Annotated in this window: 30 protein-coding genes and 1 riboswitch; of the genes, 21 read left to right on the top strand and 9 right to left on the bottom strand. The window is 58.7% G+C overall.

Features of this window, described 5'->3' with window-relative positions:
- Positions 1-80: 80 nt before the first annotated feature.
- Positions 81-178, top strand: a riboswitch (TPP riboswitch).
- The 4 genes from HMPREF2935_RS03945 (at position 167) to HMPREF2935_RS03930 (ending at position 3552) form a co-directional block, all read left to right on the top strand.
- Positions 167-790, top strand: coding sequence for an ECF transporter S component (locus HMPREF2935_RS03945; protein WP_070732049.1), 624 nt, complete (start codon positions 167-169; stop codon positions 788-790). Its footprint overlaps the riboswitch before it by 12 nt.
- A 15-nt stretch (positions 791-805) precedes the next feature.
- A complete protein-coding gene (locus HMPREF2935_RS03940; RefSeq protein ID WP_070732046.1) occupies positions 806-2218 on the top strand; it encodes an ABC transporter ATP-binding protein in 1413 nt (470 codons plus the stop codon).
- Complete coding sequence (locus tag HMPREF2935_RS03935) at positions 2211-2981, top strand: energy-coupling factor transporter transmembrane component T family protein (RefSeq protein ID WP_070732045.1); 771 nt, start codon at positions 2211-2213, stop codon at positions 2979-2981. The genes HMPREF2935_RS03940 and HMPREF2935_RS03935 overlap by 8 nt, the downstream gene beginning before the upstream one ends.
- Positions 2982-3000: 19 nt before the next feature.
- On the top strand, positions 3001-3552 hold the full coding sequence (locus HMPREF2935_RS03930; RefSeq protein WP_062042310.1) for a nucleoside/nucleotide kinase family protein: 552 nt from the start codon (positions 3001-3003) through the stop codon (positions 3550-3552).
- Here HMPREF2935_RS03930 and HMPREF2935_RS03925 read toward each other — a convergent pair.
- Together HMPREF2935_RS03925 and HMPREF2935_RS03920 are read right to left on the bottom strand one after the other, a co-directional pair.
- Positions 3533-4273, bottom strand: coding sequence for an anaerobic ribonucleoside-triphosphate reductase activating protein (locus HMPREF2935_RS03925; protein WP_210400718.1), 741 nt, complete (start codon positions 4271-4273; stop codon positions 3533-3535). The genes HMPREF2935_RS03930 and HMPREF2935_RS03925 overlap by 20 nt on opposite strands.
- On the bottom strand, positions 4230-6023 hold the full coding sequence (locus tag HMPREF2935_RS03920; RefSeq protein ID WP_070732043.1) for a ribonucleoside triphosphate reductase: 1794 nt from the start codon (positions 6021-6023) through the stop codon (positions 4230-4232). Before HMPREF2935_RS03920 ends, HMPREF2935_RS03925 begins: the two co-directional genes overlap by 44 nt.
- 672 nt (positions 6024-6695) lie before the next feature.
- Here HMPREF2935_RS03920 and rpsL point away from each other — a divergent pair.
- From rpsL to HMPREF2935_RS03895, 5 genes are all read left to right on the top strand, one after another.
- On the top strand, positions 6696-7067 hold the full coding sequence (gene rpsL / locus HMPREF2935_RS03915; RefSeq protein WP_046646811.1) for a 30S ribosomal protein S12: 372 nt from the start codon (positions 6696-6698) through the stop codon (positions 7065-7067).
- A gap of 6 nt (positions 7068-7073) precedes the next feature.
- Positions 7074-7541 carry a 30S ribosomal protein S7 gene (rpsG, locus tag HMPREF2935_RS03910; RefSeq protein ID WP_070518519.1) on the top strand — a complete coding sequence of 156 codons (468 nt, stop codon included), beginning with the start codon at positions 7074-7076 and terminating at the stop codon, positions 7539-7541.
- A 348-nt stretch (positions 7542-7889) separates the two neighbouring features.
- The gene (gene fusA / locus HMPREF2935_RS03905; protein ID WP_062035900.1) at positions 7890-10019 is read left to right on the top strand and encodes an elongation factor G; all 2130 of its coding nucleotides are present in this window, start codon (positions 7890-7892) and stop codon (positions 10017-10019) included.
- Positions 10020-10437: 418 nt separating this feature from the next.
- Positions 10438-11628, top strand: coding sequence for an elongation factor Tu (tuf, locus tag HMPREF2935_RS03900; RefSeq protein ID WP_061920476.1), 1191 nt, complete (start codon positions 10438-10440; stop codon positions 11626-11628).
- A 112-nt stretch (positions 11629-11740) separates the two neighbouring features.
- A complete protein-coding gene (locus tag HMPREF2935_RS03895) occupies positions 11741-12457 on the top strand; it encodes a hypothetical protein (protein ID WP_070732040.1) in 717 nt (238 codons plus the stop codon).
- Here the strand turns inward: HMPREF2935_RS03895 and HMPREF2935_RS03890 are convergent.
- From HMPREF2935_RS03890 to HMPREF2935_RS03865, 6 genes are read right to left on the bottom strand one after another with little or no spacing between them, the layout of a single operon-like run.
- Positions 12454-13020, bottom strand: a complete 567-nt coding sequence (locus HMPREF2935_RS03890) for an Asp23/Gls24 family envelope stress response protein (protein WP_070432547.1) — start codon at positions 13018-13020, stop codon at positions 12454-12456. The two genes, HMPREF2935_RS03895 and HMPREF2935_RS03890, sit on opposite strands and share 4 nt — an antisense overlap.
- A complete protein-coding gene (locus HMPREF2935_RS03885) occupies positions 13013-13588 on the bottom strand; it encodes a DUF6286 domain-containing protein (protein ID WP_070732039.1) in 576 nt (191 codons plus the stop codon). The genes HMPREF2935_RS03890 and HMPREF2935_RS03885 overlap by 8 nt, the downstream gene beginning before the upstream one ends.
- A complete protein-coding gene (locus HMPREF2935_RS03880; protein ID WP_070732038.1) occupies positions 13581-14417 on the bottom strand; it encodes an Asp23/Gls24 family envelope stress response protein in 837 nt (278 codons plus the stop codon). The genes HMPREF2935_RS03885 and HMPREF2935_RS03880 overlap by 8 nt, the downstream gene beginning before the upstream one ends.
- Positions 14417-14611 carry a DUF2273 domain-containing protein gene (locus tag HMPREF2935_RS03875; protein WP_061920486.1) on the bottom strand — a complete coding sequence of 65 codons (195 nt, stop codon included), beginning with the start codon at positions 14609-14611 and terminating at the stop codon, positions 14417-14419. The genes HMPREF2935_RS03880 and HMPREF2935_RS03875 overlap by 1 nt, the downstream gene beginning before the upstream one ends.
- 11 nt (positions 14612-14622) lie before the next feature.
- On the bottom strand, positions 14623-14961 hold the full coding sequence (locus tag HMPREF2935_RS03870; protein WP_235590995.1) for a hypothetical protein: 339 nt from the start codon (positions 14959-14961) through the stop codon (positions 14623-14625).
- A gap of 29 nt (positions 14962-14990) precedes the next feature.
- Entirely contained in the window at positions 14991-15518 is a 528-nt protein-coding gene (locus tag HMPREF2935_RS03865) for an Asp23/Gls24 family envelope stress response protein (protein WP_070732036.1), read from the bottom strand.
- Positions 15519-16196: 678 nt separating this feature from the next.
- Here HMPREF2935_RS03865 and rpsJ point away from each other — a divergent pair.
- Genes rpsJ through rpsQ form a run of 11 tightly spaced genes read left to right on the top strand, consistent with a single transcriptional unit; the run spans position 16197 to position 21375 of the window.
- Entirely contained in the window at positions 16197-16502 is a 306-nt protein-coding gene (gene rpsJ / locus HMPREF2935_RS03860; RefSeq protein ID WP_003848085.1) for a 30S ribosomal protein S10, read from the top strand.
- A 42-nt stretch (positions 16503-16544) separates the two neighbouring features.
- Positions 16545-17201: a 50S ribosomal protein L3 gene (rplC, locus tag HMPREF2935_RS03855; protein ID WP_061920490.1), complete on the top strand. Its 657-nt coding sequence runs from the start codon at positions 16545-16547 to the stop codon at positions 17199-17201.
- Positions 17198-17860 carry a 50S ribosomal protein L4 gene (rplD, locus tag HMPREF2935_RS03850; protein WP_061920492.1) on the top strand — a complete coding sequence of 221 codons (663 nt, stop codon included), beginning with the start codon at positions 17198-17200 and terminating at the stop codon, positions 17858-17860. The genes rplC and rplD overlap by 4 nt, the downstream gene beginning before the upstream one ends.
- Positions 17860-18162 carry a 50S ribosomal protein L23 gene (gene rplW, locus HMPREF2935_RS03845; RefSeq protein ID WP_061920494.1) on the top strand — a complete coding sequence of 101 codons (303 nt, stop codon included), beginning with the start codon at positions 17860-17862 and terminating at the stop codon, positions 18160-18162. The genes rplD and rplW overlap by 1 nt, the downstream gene beginning before the upstream one ends.
- Positions 18163-18197: 35 nt before the next feature.
- Positions 18198-19034, top strand: coding sequence for a 50S ribosomal protein L2 (gene rplB / locus HMPREF2935_RS03840; RefSeq protein WP_061920496.1), 837 nt, complete (start codon positions 18198-18200; stop codon positions 19032-19034).
- A gap of 13 nt (positions 19035-19047) precedes the next feature.
- A complete protein-coding gene (gene rpsS, locus HMPREF2935_RS03835; RefSeq protein ID WP_005527741.1) occupies positions 19048-19326 on the top strand; it encodes a 30S ribosomal protein S19 in 279 nt (92 codons plus the stop codon).
- Positions 19327-19329: 3 nt separating this feature from the next.
- On the top strand, positions 19330-19692 hold the full coding sequence (gene rplV, locus HMPREF2935_RS03830; RefSeq protein ID WP_061920498.1) for a 50S ribosomal protein L22: 363 nt from the start codon (positions 19330-19332) through the stop codon (positions 19690-19692).
- On the top strand, positions 19692-20438 hold the full coding sequence (rpsC, locus tag HMPREF2935_RS03825) for a 30S ribosomal protein S3 (RefSeq protein ID WP_061920500.1): 747 nt from the start codon (positions 19692-19694) through the stop codon (positions 20436-20438). The genes rplV and rpsC overlap by 1 nt, the downstream gene beginning before the upstream one ends.
- 3 nt (positions 20439-20441) lie before the next feature.
- Positions 20442-20858: a 50S ribosomal protein L16 gene (rplP, locus tag HMPREF2935_RS03820; protein ID WP_061920502.1), complete on the top strand. Its 417-nt coding sequence runs from the start codon at positions 20442-20444 to the stop codon at positions 20856-20858.
- Entirely contained in the window at positions 20858-21088 is a 231-nt protein-coding gene (rpmC, locus tag HMPREF2935_RS03815; RefSeq protein WP_061920505.1) for a 50S ribosomal protein L29, read from the top strand. The genes rplP and rpmC overlap by 1 nt, the downstream gene beginning before the upstream one ends.
- 2 nt (positions 21089-21090) lie before the next feature.
- Positions 21091-21375 carry a 30S ribosomal protein S17 gene (rpsQ, locus tag HMPREF2935_RS03810; RefSeq protein WP_061920507.1) on the top strand — a complete coding sequence of 95 codons (285 nt, stop codon included), beginning with the start codon at positions 21091-21093 and terminating at the stop codon, positions 21373-21375.
- An 18-nt stretch (positions 21376-21393) separates the two neighbouring features.
- Here rpsQ and HMPREF2935_RS03805 read toward each other — a convergent pair whose 3' ends face one another.
- Entirely contained in the window at positions 21394-22005 is a 612-nt protein-coding gene (locus HMPREF2935_RS03805; RefSeq protein ID WP_061920509.1) for a GNAT family N-acetyltransferase, read from the bottom strand.
- 43 nt (positions 22006-22048) lie between these two features.
- On the opposite strand from HMPREF2935_RS03805, the gene HMPREF2935_RS03800 reads away from it, so the two are divergent.
- The gene (locus tag HMPREF2935_RS03800; protein ID WP_061920511.1) at positions 22049-23431 is read left to right on the top strand and encodes an MFS transporter; all 1383 of its coding nucleotides are present in this window, start codon (positions 22049-22051) and stop codon (positions 23429-23431) included.
- Positions 23432-23478: the final 47 nt, after the last annotated feature.

The raw sequence follows: 23478 nt of genomic DNA, 5'->3' as shown, positions 1-23478 counted from the left end.
AATTGACGAAGTCATCTAATTACACAGCGAACACGGGTGCTTTCTCCCTCCTTAGACCGAAACTCAGGAACAACAAACGCAGCAGTTTGCGCGGGAGAAGGCTGAGACCCCCACATATGGGGAACCGTTGCACCTGATCCGGGTAATACCGGCGCGAGGGAGGAAAATGTCTACTACACCTGCATCTTCGGCACGCACTGCGCACAAGGCTGGAAAGCCCAACCGCCGCTGGCGCGTCGTCGACATCGTCGTGGCCGCGGTCTTGTCAGTGGCGTGTGGCCTGATTTTCTTGTTCTGGAACACCGCGGGCTATGCCGGCTACGAGGCTCTCGATGCCTTTACCCCTGGACTGGGCGGTTTGGTCTCTGGCATCTGGTTGCTGGGAGGCGTGCTCGGTGGGCTTATCATCCGCAAGCCAGGTGCGGCGCTCTTTGTGGAGCTGCTCGCTGCCTGCGTCTCCGCCGCTCTTGGCTCCCAGTGGGGCGCGGCAACCTTGCTCTCTGGCATTGCCCAGGGCATCGGCGTGGAGATCGTCTTCGCCATTTTTGCCTACCGTTCATTTAACCTGCTTGTTGCCACCATCGCTGGCCTAGCCGCCGGCGTCGGTGCATGGACTTTGGAGCTCTTCACTGCCGGCCACCTAGCCCGTTCCGTTGAATACAACATCATCTACTTGGTGTGCACCTGCCTCTCCGGCGCAATCCTCGCCGGTGTGCTGGGCTACTTCACGGTCAAGGCGCTCGCGGCCACTGGCGCGCTCGACCGCTTTGCTGCAGGCCGCGAGTCTTAAGAAGCATTTTCAAGAATGGTTTCTGGAACAGGCATCCGCGTTAAAGGTTTTGGCTGGACTCATGCCGGGCGCGCAGAGCCGGCGCTGCGGGATGTTGCTTTCCACGTCGAGCCCGGCGAACGAATTCTGCTGTGCGGTGACTCCGGTTCTGGCAAGTCCACGCTCTTGGCGGCTCTTGCCGGAGTGCTCGGCGGCGACGAGGAAGGCGAGCAGGTAGGAGAGATCCAGCTCTTCGGAGCTGATACCGCGGGCAATGGTGAGTGGCCTGGTGAAGGCATGCCAGTGGGGCTGGTCCTGCAGGATCCTGATTCCCAAGTAATTTCCTCGCGAGTGGGCGACGACGTTGCTTTCGGCTGCGAGAACCTTGGCCTCGAACGCTCTGAGATTTGGCGCCGCGTCGACCAAGCCTTGGAGCTGGTGGGTCTTGACCTTCCACGTGACTATCCCACCGCTCGGCTTTCCGGCGGCCAGAAGCAACGCTTGGCTTTGGCGGGCGTGATGGCGATGGGCGCAGGACTGATCTTGCTGGATGAGCCCACGGCGAACCTCGACCCAGAGGGTGCCGATTCGGTGGTCCGCGCAGTAACCCAGCTGGTGGAGCGTACCGGCGCCACGCTCGTCGTGGTTGAGCACCAGCCAGATAGATGGCGTCACCTGCTGCAACGCGGACTACTCATCGAGGATGGGCAGGTTGCGCTTGACGCTTCCATGGGCGAGGTGCTGGAAGCACGCGCCCAGGCGATGCCAACGCTGCCGCAGGCTCGCGTTCCACAAGACGTATCCAGCCTTGAGCCAGCAATGTGGTCGAAGGACCTGCTGACTCGTTTTGGCCCGTCGCGTACCTTTGAGCTTCCTACGGGAGCTTCGACCGTGGTGACTGGCCCTAATGGTGCTGGCAAGACCACCTGGCTGGAAACCATGGCCGGGCTGTTGCCGTATACGTCGGGTGAGGTGGGCGTCGCCGAGCACGTGCGCCGCGGCCTTAAAGGAGACCCGGCAACGTGGAAGTCGCGGGAGCTCGCGCATCGCATTGGGTACGTGTTTCAGAACCCAGAACATCAATTCGTTGCGCGCAGCGTTGCCGATGAACTGCGCGTGGGACCCCGAGTGATGGGCGAGGAGATCCCAGAAAAGCGCATCGCGGAACTAGTAGAGCGCCTGCGTTTGGGGCAGCTGCTTGGCGCCAATCCCTTCACCCTTTCGGGCGGAGAGAAACGGCGCCTTTCGGTGGCCACAGCATTGGTCAGCGCGCCGGCGGTGCTGTTGCTTGATGAGCCGACGTTTGGCCAGGATCCGCAGACCTTCGCGGAACTGGTGTGGATGCTGCGCGAGTTAAGCGATGAGGGAGTGACCATTGCCTCGGTAACCCACGATCCCCTCTTCATCGCGGCTCTCGGTGACCACCGCGTGGAGGTGCCACGTGCCTAATATCTTGTCCGGCGTAAACCCATTGACGCGGGTTTACCTTATGCTGGCGCTGACCTTGCCGTTGTTTCTCTCGGTGGATTGGGTCTCCGCCGCGGTTTCTTTGGTCATCACCTTCGTATTTGCGCCGCTGTGTGGAGTCAGCTGGGGAAAGCTCATAAGGAGCGGATGGTTCCTGTTTATCCTCGCCGCTCTGTCTGGCGTGTCGATGTTGCTGTATGGCGCCGAGGGCGGGGAGGTTTACTTCCGGCTTTGGCTCATCGTGGTTTCGGAGAACTCGGTGCGCCTTTCGGTGGCGATGATGCTGCGCGTACTCGCGGTAGCGCTGCCAATGATTGTCCTCGCGCGCGACATTGATTCCACACGCTTAGGCGACGCCCTGGCGCAGAACCTTCGCCTGCCTTCGCGTTTTGTTATTGGCGCGGTCGCTGGTGTGCGCATGGCGACGCTGTTTCGAGACGACTGGGATTCCATGGCTCGTGCCCGGAGGGCGCGGGGATTGGGGGATCGCGGCAAGGTCAAGCACTTGCTCACGATGTCTTTCGGACTCTTGGTTGTTGCGCTGCGCCGCGGAGGCAAGCTGGGGTTGGCGATGGGGGCCCGTGGTTTCGGGCGCACGCCGTTGTATTCGCCGGCGCGCACGTGGGCGCGCGAGTCGCGTGTGAGCCGGATAGATTGGCTGATTATGTTAGCCGGTTCACTTTTGGCAGCTGTGCCGGTGGTAGCGTCGGTAGTTACAGATTCCTGGAGATTCTTCGGTCTATAAGACGAAAGGGCCACGAAGCATGGACTTCGACAGTCAGCTCGACCGCCTCATCGAGGATGTCATCAAGGCTGCCGCGACGCGCAAGAAACCTTTCAAGCCGGTGACGGTGCTCATCGATGGGCCATCGGGAGCAGGCAAGACGTGGGCCTGCGCCGCCCTCGCCGATAGAGCAGGCTGGCGTGTGGTGCACCTGGACGAGTTCTATCCTGGTTGGCACGGGCTTGAGCAGGGTTCCCAGATGGTTGCCGAACAGGTGCTGCGCGGGACCAATCCTGGCTACTGGCGCTGGGATTGGGAAGCCAATGCGCCCGGTGAGTGGGCGAGCTTGGATGCACGCGACGATCTCATCGTGGAGGGAGTCGGTGCGGTTACCCCAGAAAATATCGCCGCCGCTCAGGAGCGCGGCACCGTGATTACGGTGGGCCTCGACGGCCCGCGCGAAAAGCGCTATGAGCGAGCCATCGAGCGAGATCCGGACTACGCAGAGTGGTTCGAGACCTGGGAGGCACAGGAGAAGGTTTACTTCTCCGAGCACGCCACCGACGCCGAATTTACGTGGGTTTGGCAGTAGCTTCCGCCCCGCGGTAGACGCCGTGCTTGTCGACGTCGTGTGCCCACTGGCGCACGAGCTTAAGTCCTTGTTGTGCAACGCGTTCTTCCAGCTCGGGAAGCCGTGCCTCTATGCAGGAGCCGGGCCACAAAGTGGTGCGGGCCTGTAGTTTTAGCCGCCCTGCCCGGGCGTTTTCTGCCAACAGATAAAAGGACTCCCACATCCGCTGCGCTTGGGCGCGGCTGCAGCCGGTGACCTTTGGCAGATCATCTGGCAAGGCCTTGACATCGATGCCTATCCATTCTGGCCGCGTCAGGGGGTTATCCACGAGCTTTTCCAACCTGCTCGGCAGGTATCCGCTCGTGTGGAGACCAACCTTAAAGCCAGCCGCGTGGGCTTCGGCTATCGCTTGCGGCAGCCCGGGCGCGGAAAGTGGCTCGCCGCCGGAAAAGACTACGCCGTCGAGAAGCCCACGGCGCTTGGATAGCAAGGAAAACGCGTCCTGCCAGCTATAGTTTCCCGGCCCAAAGGCCTGCAGCTGCGGGTTATGGCAGTAGCTGCAGCGCAGCGGGCAGCCGTTGAGGAACAACGTCATGGTCAGGTGGTCCGGCCAATCCGAAGCCGAGAAGGGGATAAGCCCTCCAATCGGCAGCTGCGTTCTGGAACTTAGCTTCGGCTCTTGCAACGAAGGTGCAGTCTTAGACGCTGGCCGCAAGCCTCTCGTCGAAGTACTGGCGCTCATGGAACTCTCCCTTCTTGCCCGTGTTGAAGCTAGAGACTGGCCGGAAATAGCCCATCACGCGCGTCCACATCTCGGTGGTGGAGCCGCAGTCGGGGCAGTGCGGATGCTCGCCGGATATGTATCCGTGGGAGCTACAAATGGAGAAAGTCGGCGTTATGGTGACATAGGGCAGGCGGAAGTTCTCCAGCGAGCGGCGCACCAGGGTCGCACAAGCCTTGCCGGTCGACATCGCCGAACCCATGTAGAGATGCAGCACCGTTCCGCCGGTGTATTGGGTCTGCAGGTCCTCTTGGGCTGCAAGTGCGGTGAAAGGATCGGGAGTGTGCGCGACGGGCAGTTGCGAGGAATTGGTGTAATACGGTTCTTCTGCGGTGCCGGCATGCAGTATGTCTGGATAACGCTTCAGATCTTCGCGGGCGAAGCGGTACGTAGCGCCCTCGGCGGGTGAAGCCTCGAGGTTATAAAGGTGCCCGGTCTTCTCCTGGGCGTCGACAAGCAGTGCGCGAACCCGCTCGAGCAGACGCAGAACCTGTGCGTGGCCGCGCGTATCGGTGAGATCGTAGGCATTGGAAGTGAAGTTGCGGATCATCTCGTTGCAGCCGTTGACCCCGATGGTGGAGAAGTGGTTATCCAAGCTGGGTAGCCAACGCTTGGTGTAGGGGAAAAGACCTTTGTCCAAGCACTCGTTAACAAAGGCGCGGCGGCGCTCGAGCGTGTCGACGCCGAGATCTACCAGCTCTGCGACGCGCGCCAATAGCGCCTCCTCGTCGCCGCGGTAGAGGTAGCCCAGGCGTGCGCAGTTGAGCGTGACCACGCCGATGGAGCCGGTCAACTCGGCCGAGCCGAACAAGCCATTGCCGCGCTTTAATAGCTCGCGCAGGTCCAGCTGCAGCCGGCAGCACATGGAACGAATCATGCCTGGGTCTAGATCAGAGTTGAGGAAGTTCTGGAAGTAGGGCAGCCCGTACTTCGCGGTCATACTAAACAACGCCTCGGCGTTCTCGCTGTCCCAATCGAAGTCCGGGGTGATGTTGTAGGTGGGGATAGGAAAGGTGAAAGGCCTACCGTCCGCGTCGCCGGCGGACATCACCTCGATGAAGGCACGGTTGATGATGACCATCTCCGCCTCCAAGTCGCCGTAACAGAAGTCGACGGGCTCGCCGCCGATGAGCGGTACCTGGTCGCGTAAGTCGGCAGGGCAGTGCCAATCGAAAGTGAGGTTTGTAAATGGCGTCTGCGTGCCCCAGCGGGAAGGCACGTTCAAGTTGAAGATGAACTCCTGCATGTGCTGGAGCACCTGGCCGTAGCTGAGGCTATCCAGCCTCACGAAAGGCGCCATGTAGGTATCGAAGCTGGAGAAGGCCTGCGCGCCTGCCCACTCGTTTTGCAGAGTGCCCAGGAAGTTGACGATCTGTCCGCACGCGGAGGAAAAGTGCTTCGGTGGTGCTGAAGCGATAGTGCCTGGAACGCCACCGAATCCCTCTTCTAGAACTCGGCGCAGTGACCAGCCAGCGCAATAGCCGCTGAGCATGTCTAGATCATGGATGTGAATATCACCGGCTCGGTGTGCATTTCCCGCGGCTGGCGTAAAGACCTCATCTAGCCAGTAATTGGCGGTTACTTTGCCAGCGTTGTTAAGAATCAACCCTCCTAGCGAGAAATCCTGATTGGCATTGGCGTTGATGCGCCAATCGCGCCGGCTCAAGTACTCTTCGATGGAATCTGCGACGTTAATGGTCCGTGAACCCATGTAGTTCTTCCCTTCGTTATGAAAATGGAGCGCTGGTACAGCGAAAAGCTCGCTGCCTTTCCAGCTCTGATGGCATGCCCAGGCGTGTATGTGGGGAATTAGGTGGCAACTGCAGTCATGTGGGAGGACTTGCGGCAAGCCGGGATGCCAAAAAGCCACCACGCAGCGCCGGGCGACACGAAATAACATAGCTGTAATTTCTGCCGGGGCGAGCAACTAAAACACAAGATATTCGCACTAATGGGTTTATCGTTTCTATATATAGTGGTTCGAATGTTGAAACGCCGACGGGGCGTGTGCCTATTTAGTGGATGTGATTGTTGTCCCTATAGGCCTCGCCTAATGCCCGATTTTGGGTGGGGATCAAAGTTCCGGGGAATTTGTCACAGGCGGGCTTGGGTGGGGTGTGGCGTCGTCAAGCGTTGCGTAATTGACTGCCTGCGGTGATGGAAAGAATAGCCAGGTAGATGGAATTTGGATGTTTTGCGTGTCGCTGCTATTGTTCGAAGAGGTTTCGCCTTCATGTAGGGCGAAAAGTCTGATCGATTAATCGGCTTGAATGGCTGATTGATGTTCTGGACATGCGGAAGGGCCCCGGAAAAGAGCCCCTATTTTTGCGTGTTTGGGCAGCATCGGTCAGTTCAGCCGAAGTCATACAGAAAGACTAGATTTATGCCAACTATTCAGCAGCTGGTCCGTAAGGGCCGCCATGATAAGCGCTCCAAGGTCGCAACCGCAGCGCTGAAGGGCTCCCCTCAGCGTCGTGGCGTTTGCACCCGCGTTTACACCACCACCCCGAAGAAGCCGAACTCTGCACTGCGTAAGGTCGCTCGTGTTCGCCTGACCTCCGGTATCGAGGTTTCCGCGTACATCCCAGGCGAGGGCCACAACCTGCAGGAGCACTCCATGGTGCTCGTCCGCGGCGGTCGTGTTAAGGACCTCCCGGGTGTTCGTTACAAGATTATCCGTGGCGCACTGGATACCCAGGGCGTTAAGGACCGCAAGCAGGCTCGTTCCCGCTACGGTGCAAAGAAGGGACAGTAATCAACAATGCGTAAGAATGCTGCTCCGAAGCGTCCTGTAGTTAAGGACCCGGTATACAACTCCGAGCAGGTCACCATGCTCGTGAACAAGATCCTCCTCGATGGCAAGAAGTCCACCGCAGAGCGCATCGTCTACGGTGCACTCGAGGCTTGCCGTGAGAAGACCGGTACCGACCCAGTCGGCACCCTGGAGAAGGCTCTGGGCAACATCCGCCCGGACCTCGAGGTTCGCTCCCGCCGTGTCGGTGGTGCTACCTACCAGGTGCCAGTTGAGGTTAAGCCGGCTCGCGCTAACCCCCTCGCTCTGCGTTGGTTGGTGACTTTCACCCGCCAGCGTCGTGAGAACACCATGATCGAGCGTCTCGCTAACGAGATCCTGGATGCATCCAACGGTCTTGGTGCTTCCGTGAAGCGTCGTGAAGATACCCACAAGATGGCTGAGGCAAACCGCGCCTTCGCACACTACCGCTGGTAATTTTCCAGCGTATGCCTATGGTCCGAGCAACGTAATAGTTTTGCTGAACAGTTCCACCCGCTTTCTGCGGTTGAAACTGCAAACATAACTTCATATCGTTGCTCGGGCCATTTTTCTAAGCTGGTGTCTTCTCCTTGTGGGCAGACGGCTAGCTTGGGGAGGCGGGCTACATAAAGGTGTATTAAGGTGCACCGCTGGAAGTTTTAGTAGCCCTGCGGCTGCTAAGACGGCCGAGACGTGGCAAAATTAATAAAGACCTATCCATGCGGACGGATTGGTGCTGGAACCTCGCTTTGAAAGCGGGGAACCGGCGCGAAGCGTCCACGATAAATAAGTTGGGGTAAAACCGTGGCACAAGAAGTGCTTAAGGACCTTCACAAGGTCCGCAACATCGGCATCATGGCTCACATCGATGCTGGTAAGACCACCACCACCGAGCGTATTCTCTTCTACACCGGTATTAACCGTAAGGTCGGCGAGACGCACGATGGCGCATCCACCACTGACTGGATGGAGCAGGAGAAGGAGCGCGGTATCACCATTACCTCCGCTGCTGTTACCTGTTTCTGGGACAACAACCAGATCAACATCATCGACACCCCGGGGCACGTTGACTTCACCGTTGAGGTCGAGCGTTCCCTGCGTGTCCTGGATGGCGCTGTTGCTGTCTTCGACGGCAAGGAAGGCGTTGAGCCACAGTCCGAGCAGGTGTGGCGTCAGGCTGCTAAGTATGACGTTCCGCGTATCTGCTTCGTCAACAAGATGGACAAGCTGGGCGCTGACTTCTACTTCACCGTTCAGACCATCATCGATCGCCTCGGCGCTAAGCCACTGGTTCTGCAGCTGCCAATCGGCGCTGAGGACGACTTCGACGGTGTTGTTGACCTGCTGAACATGCGTGCCATCACTTGGCGCGGCAAGGTCGAGACCGGTGCTGAACCGACCATCGAGGAGATCCCTGCTGACCTGCAGGAGAAGGCTGAAGAGTACCGCGAGAAGCTGCTCGAGGCTGTTGCTGAGTCTGACGAAGAGCTTATGGAGAAGTACTTCGGCGGCGAGGAGCTGACCCTTGACGAGATCAAGGCAGCAATCCGCAAGATGACCATCAACTCCGAGATCTACCCGGTTCTGTGTGGTACCGCTTACCGCAACAAGGGCGTTCAGCCGCTGCTCGACGCAGTCGTTGACTTCCTTCCGAGCCCGCTGGACGTCGGCGAGGTCATTGGCCACGCTGTTGGCAACGAGGAAGAGCAGGTTACTCGTAAGCCGGCTGTTTCTTCCCCGTTCTCCGCACTGTCCTTCAAGATTGCTGCACACCCGTTCTTCGGCCAGCTGAACTTCGTTCGCGTTTACTCCGGCCAGGTCTTCCCAGGCACCGAGGTGCTCAACTCCACCAAGGGTAAGAAGGAGCGCATCGGTAAGCTGTTCCAGATGCACGCCAACAAGGAGAACCCTGTTGAGCAGGCTGACGCAGGTAACATCTACGCAGTTATCGGCCTGAAGGAAACCACCACGGGCGACACCCTGTGCGACAAGGACAACCCAATCATCCTCGAGTCCATGGACTTCCCGGAGCCGGTTATCAAGGTTTCCATCGAGCCAAAGACCAAGGCTGACCAGGAGAAGCTGGGTACCGCTATCCAGAAGCTCGCTGCTGAGGACCCAACCTTCACCGTCGAGCTGGATGAAGAGACCGGCCAGACCGTTATCGGCGGCATGGGCGAGCTCCACCTCGACGTTCTGGTTGACCGTATGAAGCGCGAGTTCAAGGTCGAGGCAAACATCGGTAACCCACAGGTTGCTTACCGCGAGACCATCCGCAAGACGGTTCAGTCCCTGGACTACACCCACAAGAAGCAGACCGGTGGTTCTGGTCAGTTCGCAAAGGTCATCGTCACCATCGAGCCTTACAACCCGGACCCAGAGACGCTGGAGGAGGGCGAGTCCGCAACCTACAAGTTCGAGAACGCCGTCACCGGTGGTCGCGTTCCGAAGGAGTACATCCCTTCCGTCGACGCTGGTATCCAGGACGCAATGCAGTACGGCTACCTCGCTGGCTTCCCGCTGGTTAACATCAAGGCAACCCTCGAGGACGGCGCTTACCACGACGTCGACTCCTCCGAGATGGCCTTCAAGCTCGCTGGCTCCCAGGTTCTGAAGGAAGCTGTTGCTAAGGCAAAGCCAGTCCTTCTTGAGCCGGTCATGGCCGTTGAGGTTGTTACCCCTGAGGAGTACATGGGCACCGTTAACGGTGACATCAGCTCCCGTCGTGGCCAGGTCTTCGCTATGGAAGACCGCTCCGGCGCAAAGGTTGTCAAGGCAAAGGTTCCGCTGTCCGAGATGTTCGGTTACATCGGCGACCTGCGTTCTTCCACCGCTGGCCGCGCAAACTTCACCATGGTCTTCGATTCCTACGCTGAGGTTCCTTCCTCCGTTGCAACCGAGATCATCGAAGAGCGCACCGGCAACAAGGCCTAACTAGCCTTAAGGCAATCGCCACCCCCTCACGCTTCAGCCCCGCATACGGCTGGTAGTCTTTGCCAGTAGATTCCAGTTGCGGGGCGGGGCAAGAGCTTGCAGCTTTTCTCCCGCGTGAGGCAACTGGTTGGGTAGCGGTTGGCTGAACTTGCACTTGCAAAAAGTGTTGGTTGAGCCGGCCGTTACCCTCCCAGGATCCGTTATCAGATTCTTGTCGAGGGTCAACGACCGCACAACATGCGCGGGGTTACCTCCTATTTAGGCGGTTTGAAAAAACTGCGGCATAAATCTAGGATCGTGTAACTGGCACGTAAAGAAAGCGTCATTAGCGCTTCGGAGTTTTCGTTCCAAGTGCCAATGACATTAACCAACCACGTGGCTGCCTATGCAGCCGCCATAGAGTCCAGGAGGACAAACAGTGGCAAAGGAGAAGTTCGAGCGTACGAAGCCGCATGTTAACATCGGCACCATCGGACACGTCGACCACGGCAAGACCACCACCACCGCAGCGATCACCAAGGTTCTGGCTGACCAGTACCCTGAGGAGAACACCGCTTTCGCATTCGACATGATCGATAAGGCTCCTGAGGAGAAGGAGCGCGGTATTACCATCAACATCTCCCACGTTGAGTACTCCACCCCGAAGCGCCACTACGCACACGTTGACGCTCCGGGCCACGCCGACTACATCAAGAACATGATTACCGGTGCTGCTCAGATGGACGGCGCTATCCTGGTTGTTGCTGCAACCGATGGCCCGATGCCGCAGACCCGCGAGCACGTTCTTCTGGCTCGCCAGGTTGGCGTTCCTTACATCCTCGTTGCACTGAACAAGTGCGACATGGTTGACGACGAGGAAATCATCGAGCTCGTCGAGATGGAGATCCGCGAGCTGCTCGCTGAGCAGGACTACGACGAGGAAGCTCCGATCGTTCACATCTCCGCTCTGAAGGCTCTTGAGGGCGACGAGAAGTGGGTACAGGCTGTTGTCGACCTCATGCAGGCTTGCGATGACTCCATCCCGGATCCGGAGCGCGAGCTGGACAAGCCGTTCCTGATGCCTATCGAGGACATCTTCACCATCACCGGCCGCGGTACCGTTGTTACCGGCCGTGTTGAGCGTGGCTCCCTGAACGTCAACGAGGACGTTGAGATCATCGGTATCCAGGAGAAGTCCATCTCCACCACCGTTACCGGTATCGAGATGTTCCGCAAGATGATGGACTACACCGAGGCTGGCGACAACTGTGGCCTGCTTCTGCGTGGTACCAAGCGTGAAGAGGTTGAGCGTGGCCAGGTTGTTATCAAGCCGGGCGCTTACACCCCTCACACCCAGTTCGAGGGTTCCGTCTACGTCCTGAAGAAGGAAGAGGGCGGCCGCCACACCCCGTTCATGGACAACTACCGTCCGCAGTTCTACTTCCGCACCACCGACGTTACCGGCGTCATCAAGCTGCCTGAAGGCACCGAGATGGTTATGCCTGGCGACAACGTCGAGATGTCCGTCGAGCTGATCCAGCCGGTCGCTATGGACGAGGGCCTGCGCTTCGCTATCCGCGAGGGCTCCCGCACCGTTGGCGCTGGCCGCGTTACCAAGATCATCAAGTAAGAGCATTTGCTTGAGCGTTTAAAGTAACGCCCTTTAAAGCCACCGCTTTCCCTTTCCGGGAAGGCGGTGGCTTTTTGCGTGTCTTGCTCCCGCGCCAGTTAAGCTATGAGCCATGCTTGATCCCACACGCATCGACCGCACCCTGCAGGCTCTGAAAGCTGCGTGGGAAGGTCAGCCGGAGCTGCCCTTGGGCACGCTGTTTGCAATGCTGGCCAACCAAGGCCTCGGATGGGGTGCTGACGACGCGGATATGGTTCGTGCGTTGGAGCAAATGGCGCGGTTGCATCCACCGACACTGCCGCTTGGCGACGGCCGCGTGGAGGAAGGATTGTGGCTACTCGTCACCCAGCGTGAGCGCGTGACTATTGACGAGGCAAATGTGGTCATTCGCCGTACCAGCGATGATGGTCCGCGGCAGCCGGTGGCGTGGCAGTACTCGGCTGTTCGGCCAGTGGGGCCTGGTCGACCTCTTGTTATCAAGGACTCGGAGTCCATCGAACATCGCTTTGGCGTAGTGGAGTCAATTACCCGCCTAAAGCAAGATTCACGCCAGCTCAGCGGGTTGAAAAGGCGCAACGTAGGGGAGCGGGCGTGGCTTATCCGCACCGAGCTGGAAACCATCCTTTTGGACCACGGCTTACATGCATTTAAAATTGCACGGCGCTGCCTGCAACGTGCTGACTATTCCTGGAAGCAGATTCTGCAGTGTAGTCCCGGGAAGCCTTTGCAAGTATCGCTGTCACGTGGGGTTACGCATGAATTTGGGGCGGTCACCGAGGTACTCCTCGCTGAATCCGCCCCTGATGCCGCCGATGGCTACATTGACTAGTCCTTCAGTGCCTTAACCTGGCTAAAGTGCAGCTTGTACACGGTATCTAGATTGGCGTCGGGAAAAGCTGAGCGGAAGTCCTTCTCGCTGGTTTCGACAGCCTTGGTTAGCTCATCTAGTGGCATATCCGCGCTGGCTTCTATCTTGTATTGCAAGGTCGGCCGCGCACGGTCATAGGCCACCAACCGGTGAACCTTCTCGACTCCGTCGAGAGCATCAAAGCTTTTGGCCACGGCACCAGCAATAGCTTGCATATTGGTGGAAATGGCGCCTTCATCATTCGAAGAATCGGATGCGACGTTGTTGAAGCGCCGGTGGCGCAAGTTCGCCACGATGAGCCAGATGCCGGCTACCGCTAGGAGCATGGTGGCTGCACCCAGCGCTACCGGCCACCAATTAGCGCTAGGCAGTGCTGCCCAAGCGTCGTGATCAACCCAGCGTGCCAGGGAAGTGGCGAAGGGAACCTCAAAATGGATGAGGATCGGCCAAAGCCCTAGCGCAATGAGGACTACGGCGATGAGGAATAACAAGAAACGGTCGAATGCTGCCAAGCCCTTAGACATGATTATCGACCTCCGGGAGATTTTCTGCCTTTACTTTTAGCTGTGGGGCGCGCTCCAACGAGGAAAGGGCTTGCGATACAGCCTCTTCCACGCGGCTGACCAATAGTTTGTCCTTAGTGTCGCCGTTGACGGTGATATCGACGCCGATCTTCTTCTTGCTGATTACTGCGCGGCTACGGGCAGCACTGACGCCGGGCACGCGGCGCGCAGCGGCTGAGGCTGCGCGCGCGATGTCTACCGAGCGCAGCCACATCGAGGCGGTGTCGGAGGAGAGCCTGGTATGTGTCTTTTTGCGTGGTTTGAACACAGCAATGAGCAAGATAAGGCCAATGGCAATAGCGATGCCGCCGCCTATCAGCATCCAGGTTTCGACCGCGTCCTGTGACATCACGTCGATGAAAGGCTGCAGCCAGGAATTGGCTTTAGTGCTGACAGCCCACGTTTCCCTTCCGAGAAAAGCTGCGGCGCCCAAGCAAACGATTCCGAGGACAACGGCCCATTTACGGGCTGCAGGGGATGCCGCCGGCCTTTGGCCAAAGCCCTGCGGGAGAGCATCTTTCTTATCCATCCTGGCCCCCTCTGTACATCGGGTTGATTGTGATTTCGCGCAGTGGCTGTGGACGGGGCGCTACAACATGCCGAACCGGCGCGGTACCTTGCAGTGAGGCCTGGCGGACAGGTGCTGGCTCGGGTACGCGGACTGTGCGCAGCGCAACCGGGCGGGGAGCACTTACCGGACGCGGCTGCAGCGGCCGAGGAACGGCCACGCTGCGCACGGCGACGGGATTGGGAGCGGTGACAGGGCGGACGTGGTTAGGCGTGGGCGCCGTTACCTGCAAAAGCCTAGTTGGCTCCGGGGCGCGTACGGACGCGACCTGAAGCGGAGCGCTGTCAGCGTCGATAGAGCGCACCGGTTGCGGGGCAGGCGCATCTATATTGCGTATTGGCACCGTATGGTTGGTGGTTATCGGTTTAAGCTGGCGCTCCGGAAGTGACCGCGGAGTGATTGCCCGTGGCGTTTGTCGCGCGTCGACGGCAGGGCCTGACACGCGCGCGCCCGGTACTGCTGCGGCAACGGTGACGTTGACGCGGGTGGTGCGGTAGCCGGTGTAGGCCGCAACCCATTCCTCGATGGCTTTGCGGGTCGACTTCGCTACGTCCGTGACAGGACTCGGCCAGGTCACCGCGATCGAGGCATCCACCGCTAGCACCTCGGAAGCAGGATCGCTCTGGATAAGCAGGCGCGGAAATGCGCGCCCAGCTAAGCCGGCGAGCTTGGCGTCGATGGCTTCGGTCCCGGGGGCGGAAGCGATGGCGCTAGTGACAATGTGTTCGAGAGCCTTGTGCGTAAACCGCAAGGTGCCATCAGTGCGCTGTTGTGGCGTGGCAGATGGCATTATCCCTGCCCTTTATCCTTGCCGATAATTCCATACCACACGGCGGTGAGGTCGATACGGCCGTCGAAGTGCGCACCTACAACACCACCGATGGCGGCAAGCAGGATGGCCAACACCGTGGGCCACAGGCCAAGGTGGATGAAAAAGGCCAAAACCAGACCGGCAACAATGCCCAGCGTGGAGTAGTTCTTCATAATTTTCCTTCTTAATCTTCCAGTGCGCTGCTTAAAGCATCAGCCACGACGACATCAACGCGTTGCAGTCCCGGGCAGGCCTCGAGCGCCGCGGTGCGGGCGGCGTCCGCGATTGTGGCAACCGGAATGCGCTTCGCGACGTCGATTACAAGGTGTACCTCGATATGGCTATCGTCGCGCGGACTCGGGCGCTTTATGCCGCCGATGCGCTTGCCGGGGTAAAGCAACGCAACTTCGCCGAAAGAACCGGGATGCAGCTTGGCGACGCCCTGGATGCCTGCTACTGAGTCGACGATGCGATGTGCAGCAGCGGCATCTAGTTCAAAGCGCTCCGGAGTGGACTCCATCATTTAAATAACTGCCTTAGTCTTTGAAAGGCCTATTCCTGGCCCTGTGCCAAAGCGTTGTTGGAGGCCTGCTCGCTGGCAGTGTCTTCCTTTGGCAGTTTGACGTCGTGGACCACAACGTCAACGCGCTCAACGCCCAGGCCGGTCATGCGCTCGACAGCATTCATGATGTTGCGGCGGATAGCCTCAGCCAGCTCGTGGATAGCAACACCGTACTCGGCGATGATGGCAACTTCGATGGTGGCAACAGCGTTGTTGACCTGAATCGTTACGCCCTGGCGTACATCCTCGGATGCGCCGAAGGACTCACGGATGGATCCCATCATGCGTGCGCCGCCACCGCCCAGTGCGGCAACGCCGGAAACCTCGCGGGCGGCGATGCCAGCGATCTTGGAAACCACGGCGTCGTCGATAGTGGTGGTGCCGTACTCGGTTTCCAGGTTCTTGTTGACCTCCGGGGCAGCAGCGGCGGTGTTTGCCTGCTCGGTGGAAGTTGCTGCGTTCTGTGCGGTGTTCTGGGCAGCGTTCTGATCAGTATTCGCTGGGGTATTAGCGGTCATTGTGCTTATTCCTTATCTATAGGGACTTGATTGCGGGAAGTTTCGCCTTAACAAGAAAGCTACCTTTCCGAGCCTATATCTGAATGCGGACATTGTGGGGTGCTGAGGTGCAATCTTTTGGAAAACGTGACTTTGCACACGGTTTGGAAAAAAGTTTGGAAAACGCGCGATTACATGCTTAAATACAAGGGTTGCTTTAACACAACGGCGTTTGGAAATCGTGGGTGAAACACCCCCGATATTCAACAAAGTTGCTGGTAAAGCGAACATGACACCTTCGCAGGTGGGCACTTTTTAAGTGTGTGCCGAGAAGGTCATTCAATCGGGCTAGGTCCGCGTTTAGTAGAGACATCCCGAGCGAATGGACCGGAGAAGGGGCATGGCAAATAAACAGCGGCAGTATATGAATTGGATTTGTGCCTCCACGTGTAATGCGTGAGGAACCGTCCTCTTTCTATAGAACTTTGACTTACGGGTCTTGTACCCCGTCGAAAGCACTGCAACCAGGTTTATTGCCAGGTCGCAACTTTTGGTCGTCATGACAGTCAGACAACTGGCGTTGCGCCCAGGCCCTAGAGTCCGGACAACGTTATAGAGAAATCGAGAAGCAATTCCCACCGCTTCACGCCCCGGATACGCCGGGAATGTGAATGTGGGGTAGCGAGGAAGAGGATAAGCGTGGCGGGACAAAAAATCCGCATTCGGCTGAAGGCCTATGATCACGAGGCTATCGACGCTTCTGCAAAGAAGATCGTCGAGACCGTTACCCGTACGGGTGCTCGTGTTGTTGGCCCAGTGCCGCTCCCAACCGAGAAGAACGTATACGCCGTTATTCGTTCTCCGCACAAGTACAAGGACTCTCGCGAGCACTTCGAGATGCGCACTCACAAGCGCCTCATCGACATTCTCGACCCGACCCCGAAGACCGTTGACGCTTTGATGCGCATCGACCTTCCGGCCAGCGTCGACGTAAACATTCAGTAGTGTAAAGCGATCGACGAATAGATATTTGGTGGAGAACTAACAATGAGTGAAAACGAGATCAAGGGCATTCTGGGCAAGAAGCTCGGCATGACCCAGATCTTCGACGAGGAAAACCGCGTAGTACCGGTTACCGTCGTTGAAGCTGGGCCGTGCGTTGTTACCCAGATTCGCACCGCAGAAACCGATGGCTACAACGCCATCCAGATCGCATTTGGCGAAATCGACCCACGCAAGGCAAACAAGCCTGCCGCAGGTCACTTCAAGAAGGCTGGCGTAACCCCACGTCGCCACGTTGCCGAAATCCGCATGGATGACACCTCTGCTTACGAGGTTGGCCAGGAAGTTACCGCTGACATCTTCGAGGGCATCACCTTCGTTGACGTCACCGGCACGACCAAGGGTCACGGCTACGCTGGCGCCATGAAGCGCCACGGCTTCGCAGGTCAGGGCGCTGCCCACGGTAACCAGGCTGCTCACCGCCGCGTCGGCGGCATCGGCGCCTGCGCTACCCCGGCTCGCGTCTTCAAGGGCACCCGCATGGCTGGCCGCATGGGCCACGACCGTGTGACCACCCAGAACCTGAAGATTCAGAAGATCGATGCCGAGTCCAACCTGCTGCTCATCAAGGGTGCTATCCCTGGTGCACGCGGTGGCCTCGTCACCGTTAAGACCGCAGTGAAGGGCGGTGCACACGCATGAGCAACCTCAAGCTAGACGTCCAGACCGCTGAGGGTAAGACCAACGGCTCTGTCGAGCTGCCAGCAGAGATCTTTGACACCGAGGCATCCATCGCTTTGATGCACCAGGTTGTCAACGCTCAGCTTGCTGCTGCGCGCCAGGGCACCCACAAGGCAAAGACCCGTGGCGAGGTTTCCGGTGGTGGCCGTAAGCCTTTCCGCCAGAAGGGCACCGGTCGTGCACGCCAGGGCTCGATCCGCGCACCGCACTACGCAGGTGGCGGCATCTCCCACGGCCCGGTTCCGCGCGACTACGCACAGCGCACCCCTAAGAAGATGATCAAGGCTGCTCTCTTCGGTGCACTGTCCGACCGCGCTCGTAACGAGCGTATCCACGTAATCGAAGAGCTCGTCCCGGGCCAGACCCCGTCCACCAAGGCGGCTAAGGCTTTCATCGAGCGTCTGACCGAGCGCAAGAACGTGCTGCTCGTTGTTGGTCGCGAGGACATCAACGCTCGCCGCAGCGCCAACAACCTGCCTAACGTCCAGATCCTGGACGCAGGCCAGCTGAACACCTACGACGTCCTTTACTCTGACGACGTTGTGTTCTCCGTTGAGGCTCTGCACACCTTCGTCGCTCGCGCTCAGGGTGCGAACGAGGAAGTTAAGGAGGAGAAGTAATGGCTAAGCTCGCTAACCCGCGTGACATTGTCATCGCACCGGTCGTTTCCGAGAAGTCCTACGGCCTGATGGAGCAGAACGTCTACACGTTCTACGTCTCCACGGACTCCAACAAGACCCAGATCAAAGATGCCATCGAGCAGATCTTCGGCGTAAAGGTTGACTCCGTGAACACCGTCAACCGTGCAGGTAAGCGTAAGCGCACCCGCACCGGTTTCGGTCAGCGTAAGTCCACCAAGCGCGCTTATGTGACGCTTCGCGAAGGCAGCGACTCCATCGACATCTTCGGCGGCGGCGCTTAAGCGCCACCGGAGAGCCGAAAGGAAAAGGAAGAATTATGGCTATTCGTAAGTACAAGCCGACAACTCCGGGTCGCCGCGCATCCTCCGTGTCCGAGTTCGAGGAGATCACTCGTTCCACTCCGGAGAAGTCCCTGCTGCGCCCGCTGACCAAGACTGGTGGTCGTAACAACTACGGCCGCATCACCACCCGCCACATCGGCGGTGGCCACAAACGTCGTTACCGTCTGATCGACTTCCGTCGTACGGACAAGGACGGTATCCCGGCAAAGGTTGCTCACATCGAGTACGACCCGAACCGCACCGCAAACATCGCTCTTCTGCACTACGCAGATGGCGAGAAGCGCTACATCATCGCCCCTAAGGGCCTGAAGCAGGGCACCATCGTTGAGGCCGGCGCTAACGCCGACATCAAGGTTGGTAACAACCTGCCGCTGCGCAACATCCCAACCGGTACCACCATCCACGCTGTGGAGCTCAAGCCGGGCGCAGGCGCTAAGCTTGCTCGCTCCGCTGGTGCTTCCATCCAGTTGCTGGGTAAGGAAGGCAAGTACGCAATCCTGCGTATGCCGTCCTCCGAGATCCGCCGCGTCGACATCCGTTGCCGCGCAACCGTGGGTGAGGTCGGTAACGCTGACCAGATGAACATCCGTTGGGGTAAGGCCGGCCGTATGCGCTGGAAGGGCGTTCGCCCGACCGTCCGTGGTGTCGTCATGAACCCGGTTGACCACCCACACGGTGGTGGTGAGGGTAAGACCTCCGGTGGTCGCCACCCTGTGTCCCCATGGGGCAAGAAGGAGGGTCGCACCCGCAACCCGAACCGTTACTCGAACAACATGATCGTGCGCCGTCGTCGCCCGAACAAGAAGCGCTAAGAGGAGGTAAACAATGCCACGCAGCCTTAAGAAAGGCCCGTTCGTCGATGAGCACCTCCTCAACAAGGTGGATGCTCAGAACGAGGCTGGCACCAAGCAGGTCATCAAGACCTGGTCTCGCCGCTCGACCATTCTGCCTGACTTCATCGGTCACACCTTCGCCGTCCATGACGGCCGTAAGCACGTGCCGGTGTTCGTAGAGGACTCCATGGTCGGCCACAAGCTCGGTGAGTTCGCACCAACCAAGACCTTCAAGGGTCACATCAAGGACGATAAGAAGGGACGTCGATAAGCGATGAGTGAAACCATCACCTCCGCATCCGCAACGGCCCGCTACGTCCGCGTTACTCCGATGAAGGCACGCCGTGTCATCGATCTGGTTCGCGGCAAGTCCGTAGCCGAGGCACTTGCAATCCTGAAGTACGCTCCGCAGGGCGCTGCTAAGCCAGTCGCTAAGGTTGTTGCTTCTGCAGCTGCTAACGCTGAGAACAACTTCGGTCTAGACCCACGCACCCTGGTCGTCTCCGAGGCATACGCCAACGAGGGCCCGACCATGCGTCGTTTCCAGCCACGCGCACAGGGCCGTGCATTCATGATTCGTAAGCGCACCAGCCACATCACCGTGGTGGTCGAGAGCCAGAAGGAAGGGGCCAAGTAATGGGCCAGAAAATCCATCCTCACGGCCTACGTTTGGGCATCACTTCCGACTGGAAGACCCACTGGTTCGCCGATAAGGACTACGCGAACTACGTAGCCGAAGACATCAAGATCCGTCAGTACCTCGAGAAGGGCCTCGACCGCGCCGGCATTGCCGACGTCGTTATCGAGCGCACCCGTGACCGCGTACGCGTCGACATTCACACCGCCCGCCCAGGCATCGTGATCGGCCGCCGCGGTGCTGAGGCAGACCGCATCCGCCGCGAGCTCGAGAAGCTCACCGGCAAGATGGTCGCCCTCAACATTCTCGAGGTCAAGCAGGTCGACGCAAACGCAACCCTCGTTGCTCAGTCCGTCGCCGAGCAGCTGGTTAACCGTGTTGCATTCCGTCGTGCAATGCGCAAGGCTATCCAGTCCGCTATGCGCCAGCCGCAGGTCAAGGGTATTAAGATCCTCTTGAACGGTCGTCTGGGCGGCGCCGAGATGTCCCGTACCGAGCGCTACCACGAGGGTCGCGTTCCGCTGCACACTCTTCGCGCCGAGATCGACTACGGCACCGCAGAGGCTCACACCACCTTCGGCCGCATTGGCATCAAGGTGTGGATCTACAAGGGTGACGTCGTCGGTGGCGTACGCGAATCCGAACTGAACGCTCCGGCGCAGGGCCGTGGCCGCGGTGACCGTAACGGTCGTCCGCGCCGTGGTGGCCAGCGTCGTCAGCGCGCACAGCAGAAGCAGGAGGGCTAATCCATGCTGATTCCTAAGCGCGTTAAGTACCGCCGCCAGCACCGTCCTACCCGTACCGGTGTTTCCAAGGGCGGTAACCGCATCAACTTTGGTGATTACGCAATCCAGGCTCTCGAGCCGGCTTACATCACCAACCGTCAGATTGAGGCCGCACGTATTGCCATCAACCGCCACGTCAAGCGTGGTGGCAAGGTGTGGATCAACATCTTCCCGGACCGTCCGTTGACCCAGAAGCCGCTCGGCGTTCGTATGGGTTCCGGTAAGGGCCCGGTTGAGAAGTGGGTCGCCAACGTTAAGCCGGGCCGCGTCCTCTTCGAGATGTCCTACCCGAACGAGGCCACCGCAATTGAGGCACTGCGCCGCGCAGGCCAGAAGCTTCCTTGCAAGGTCCGCATCATCAAGAAGGAGGACCAGTTCTAATGGCAACCGGTACCCCCGCCCACGAGTTCCGTGAGCTCGACAACGCTGAGCTGGAAAAGCGTCTGCAGGATGCGAAGGAAGAGCTGTTCAACCTTCGTTTCCAGAAGGCTACCGGCCAGCTGACCAACAACCGCCGCATCGGCACGGTTAAGCGCGACATTGCCCGCATCTACACCGTTCTTCGCGAGCGCGAGCTGGGCCTGTCCGTAGTTCCGGGAGCTGAGGCTTAATCATGAGTGAGGCAAACGTGAACGAAGTAAAGAAGGAGCGCGGTGCGCGCAAGACCCGCATCGGTATCGTAGTTTCCGACAAGATGGATAAGACCATCGTCGTCGAGCTCGAGGATCGCAAGCAGCACGCGCTTTACGGCAAGATCATGCGCTCTAACAAGAAGGTTAAGGCACATGACGAGAACGAGACCGCCGGCGTCGGCGACCGCGTTCTGATCGCCGAGACCCGCCCGCTGTCTAAGGACAAGCACTTCCGTCTCGTCGAGGTCGTTGAGAAGGCTAAGTAAAACCTAGCTTTTCAACACTTAAGCCGGCCGAGCTTTTCCTCCTTTAGGAAGAAGGCTCGGCCGGCTTTTCATATGCGCGTATTTTTTAAGCGTTCGTCGCGCTGCCCGGTATAGCAACGTATCTAGCGTGGTCTCCCAGTAGACAGTGTCGATGCCGACACCGCGGTCGTCGCAAAGCGTGTCTGCTCTATCGGCATAGCGGGATAGTGCCGTCATACTCTGCTTGTTGGTAGACCAAGTCTTGGCCAGGATGGGGCATTTCAACCGCATTGCGGCGGTGCAGATATGGCGCACATACGCGTTAGTGAGTCCGTGCTTGCGCCATTCGGGCGCGGTGACCGCGGTGCTCACGTATAGGTAGCTTTGGCCCTGCCATTGATAGGGATAGTAATAAGCGCAGAACCCTGCCAACTTGTTGTTGCGGGTGACCGTGATGATGGTGGCCTTTTCGATCAACGACTCGTAATAGTCTTTGATTCCCGTATTCGCTCCCTGGCTGTCCCAGTCGGTCTGTCCAACGGCCGCGCGCTGCGAGAGCGGGGGAGTGAAGTCCTTGTCGCAACGAGTTAGAAGTTCGAAGAGTTCTTTTGCTTCGCCGACGGGAATCTGTCCTGGTTTGTAGTGGCCCATTAGCGTAGTCTCCAATCTCTTTAAAAGTGGTAGTTTGTAACGCATGGTAGAGACTATCGCTAAAACGCATTGGTCGCATCTATTAACACTGTGTGCCGGAATTATGACGTTGTATATGAATACGACCATGGTTGCGGTTGCCCTGCCAGCATTGACGAACTCACTAGGTGCGAGCCCCGCGGAAGCCGCATGGGTTGTCTCCGCATACAATGTCGCCTTCCTTGCGGTATTGCTGCCGTGCGGGCTCTTCGGCGACAGGCTCGGACATAAACGTCTACTCCTCTTAGGAAGCATGGTCTTTCTTGTATCAGCGCTCGTGTGCGCGCTTGCTCCGTCGGCCATCTGGCTCATTGTCGGACGTGCGGGCATGGGACTTGCGGCCTCGGTGTTTACGCCGATGTCGCTGGCCCTTTTGCCCACGGTGATAGAGCCTTCCGACATGGCACTGGCCAATAGTTTGTGGACCGCCGCCGGTGGTGTTGGCGCTCCTTTAGGTCCGCTCCTGGGTGGCTGGATTATTCATGCTTTAGGCTGGCGTGGCATCTTCTGGCTTGACGTCGTTGTCATCGCCCTTGTCTTTTTCGGCTGTAGCCGACTGCCGAAGGCAAGGGCTGTTCCTTCCCATCCGGTGCTGCCTTGGGTACAGATCTTGCTCTCTGCCTTTGGTTTCCTTGTTCTCACGGTTGGCATGATTAACGTCGGCGGCAAGGTCTCATTTAGTGCGGTTTGGTTACCAATTCTGATTGGGTTGGCTGCTTTGGCACTGGCCCTGGTCTTCGGCGGAAGGAGCGATCAAGCGCTCGTGGACTTGGGGCTTTTGAACAATCCGCGCTTCCTCGTGAATACTGTGACCCTGTTCTTTATCAACTTGGTGCTTTTCGGGCTGCTTTATGTCACTCCGCACTACCTGCAGAATATCTTGGGCAACTCGCCTGCCCGGGGTGGCTTGATGCTTATGCCTTTGGCCGGCACTGCCATCGTTGGCGCCTTGGCAGCCGGGCTGTTGGTGCGGCGAAGCAAGATTGGGCGGTGGCTTCTGCCTAGCTCGATTTTCCTCGTCGCCGGGGGGCTGCTGGTTGGTGCGTTGACGAGTCCATCCAGCGGATATGGATATTTGGCCGCGGGGTTAAGCCTTGCCGGCTTTGGTGTGGGGGCGGGTCAATCCTTGGCTTTGCAGGAGGCGATGGCGCAGGTTCACCCGGAGCGCCGGGGAAGTGGTGCCTCGTTGGTTAATACAATTCGGCAGCTTGGCTCGCTCCTAGGCGTTGCTTTCATCGCCTCACTCGTAATTAACTTGGCAGGCGAGCCGGCTAGCGACGCCTCCTATATCCATGCGATGGATAGCGTCTTTGTCCTGTGTAGCGCTGCTTGTGTTTTAACGGGATTTGCGTTGTTATTCATGCACACGAGGCAGCAGAAATTATAGAGTTAAGGCATGGTGTCACGTCCTTTAGAATCTTCGTCTTCGGACAA

It is taken from the genome of Corynebacterium sp. HMSC076D02, from assembly GCF_001813815.1.
Lineage (GTDB): Bacteria > Actinomycetota > Actinomycetes > Mycobacteriales > Mycobacteriaceae > Corynebacterium > Corynebacterium simulans.
The sequence above is the reverse complement of the archived record's forward strand: the minus strand, read 5'-3'. Positions and strand labels throughout refer to the sequence as shown.

What these genes read in the sequence shown, in the direction of transcription:
- HMPREF2935_RS03945 (WP_070732049.1), top strand. Translation starts at nt 167, where the DNA reads ATGTCTACTACACCTGCATCTTCGGCACGCACTGCGCACAAGGCTGGA.
- HMPREF2935_RS03940 (WP_070732046.1), top strand. Translation starts at nt 806, where the DNA reads ATGGTTTCTGGAACAGGCATCCGCGTTAAAGGTTTTGGCTGGACTCAT.
- HMPREF2935_RS03930 (WP_062042310.1), top strand. Translation starts at nt 3,001, where the DNA reads ATGGACTTCGACAGTCAGCTCGACCGCCTCATCGAGGATGTCATCAAG.
- HMPREF2935_RS03925 (WP_210400718.1), bottom strand. Translation starts at nt 4,273, where the DNA reads ATGAGCGCCAGTACTTCGACGAGAGGCTTGCGGCCAGCGTCTAAGACT.
- HMPREF2935_RS03920 (WP_070732043.1), bottom strand. Translation starts at nt 6,023, where the DNA reads ATGGGTTCACGGACCATTAACGTCGCAGATTCCATCGAAGAGTACTTG.
- rpsL (WP_046646811.1), top strand. Translation starts at nt 6,696, where the DNA reads ATGCCAACTATTCAGCAGCTGGTCCGTAAGGGCCGCCATGATAAGCGC.
- rpsG (WP_070518519.1), top strand. Translation starts at nt 7,074, where the DNA reads ATGCGTAAGAATGCTGCTCCGAAGCGTCCTGTAGTTAAGGACCCGGTA.
- HMPREF2935_RS03895 (WP_070732040.1), top strand. Translation starts at nt 11,741, where the DNA reads ATGCTTGATCCCACACGCATCGACCGCACCCTGCAGGCTCTGAAAGCT.
- HMPREF2935_RS03890 (WP_070432547.1), bottom strand. Translation starts at nt 13,020, where the DNA reads ATGTCTAAGGGCTTGGCAGCATTCGACCGTTTCTTGTTATTCCTCATC.
- HMPREF2935_RS03885 (WP_070732039.1), bottom strand. Translation starts at nt 13,588, where the DNA reads ATGGATAAGAAAGATGCTCTCCCGCAGGGCTTTGGCCAAAGGCCGGCG.
- HMPREF2935_RS03880 (WP_070732038.1), bottom strand. Translation starts at nt 14,417, where the DNA reads ATGCCATCTGCCACGCCACAACAGCGCACTGATGGCACCTTGCGGTTT.
- HMPREF2935_RS03875 (WP_061920486.1), bottom strand. Translation starts at nt 14,611, where the DNA reads ATGAAGAACTACTCCACGCTGGGCATTGTTGCCGGTCTGGTTTTGGCC.
- HMPREF2935_RS03870 (WP_235590995.1), bottom strand. Translation starts at nt 14,961, where the DNA reads ATGATGGAGTCCACTCCGGAGCGCTTTGAACTAGATGCCGCTGCTGCA.
- HMPREF2935_RS03865 (WP_070732036.1), bottom strand. Translation starts at nt 15,518, where the DNA reads ATGACCGCTAATACCCCAGCGAATACTGATCAGAACGCTGCCCAGAAC.
- rplC (WP_061920490.1), top strand. Translation starts at nt 16,545, where the DNA reads ATGAGTGAAAACGAGATCAAGGGCATTCTGGGCAAGAAGCTCGGCATG.
- rplD (WP_061920492.1), top strand. Translation starts at nt 17,198, where the DNA reads ATGAGCAACCTCAAGCTAGACGTCCAGACCGCTGAGGGTAAGACCAAC.
- rplW (WP_061920494.1), top strand. Translation starts at nt 17,860, where the DNA reads ATGGCTAAGCTCGCTAACCCGCGTGACATTGTCATCGCACCGGTCGTT.
- rplB (WP_061920496.1), top strand. Translation starts at nt 18,198, where the DNA reads ATGGCTATTCGTAAGTACAAGCCGACAACTCCGGGTCGCCGCGCATCC.
- rpsS (WP_005527741.1), top strand. Translation starts at nt 19,048, where the DNA reads ATGCCACGCAGCCTTAAGAAAGGCCCGTTCGTCGATGAGCACCTCCTC.
- rplV (WP_061920498.1), top strand. Translation starts at nt 19,330, where the DNA reads ATGAGTGAAACCATCACCTCCGCATCCGCAACGGCCCGCTACGTCCGC.
- rpsC (WP_061920500.1), top strand. Translation starts at nt 19,692, where the DNA reads ATGGGCCAGAAAATCCATCCTCACGGCCTACGTTTGGGCATCACTTCC.
- rplP (WP_061920502.1), top strand. Translation starts at nt 20,442, where the DNA reads ATGCTGATTCCTAAGCGCGTTAAGTACCGCCGCCAGCACCGTCCTACC.
- rpmC (WP_061920505.1), top strand. Translation starts at nt 20,858, where the DNA reads ATGGCAACCGGTACCCCCGCCCACGAGTTCCGTGAGCTCGACAACGCT.
- rpsQ (WP_061920507.1), top strand. Translation starts at nt 21,091, where the DNA reads ATGAGTGAGGCAAACGTGAACGAAGTAAAGAAGGAGCGCGGTGCGCGC.
- HMPREF2935_RS03805 (WP_061920509.1), bottom strand. Translation starts at nt 22,005, where the DNA reads ATGGGCCACTACAAACCAGGACAGATTCCCGTCGGCGAAGCAAAAGAA.
- HMPREF2935_RS03800 (WP_061920511.1), top strand. Translation starts at nt 22,049, where the DNA reads ATGGTAGAGACTATCGCTAAAACGCATTGGTCGCATCTATTAACACTG.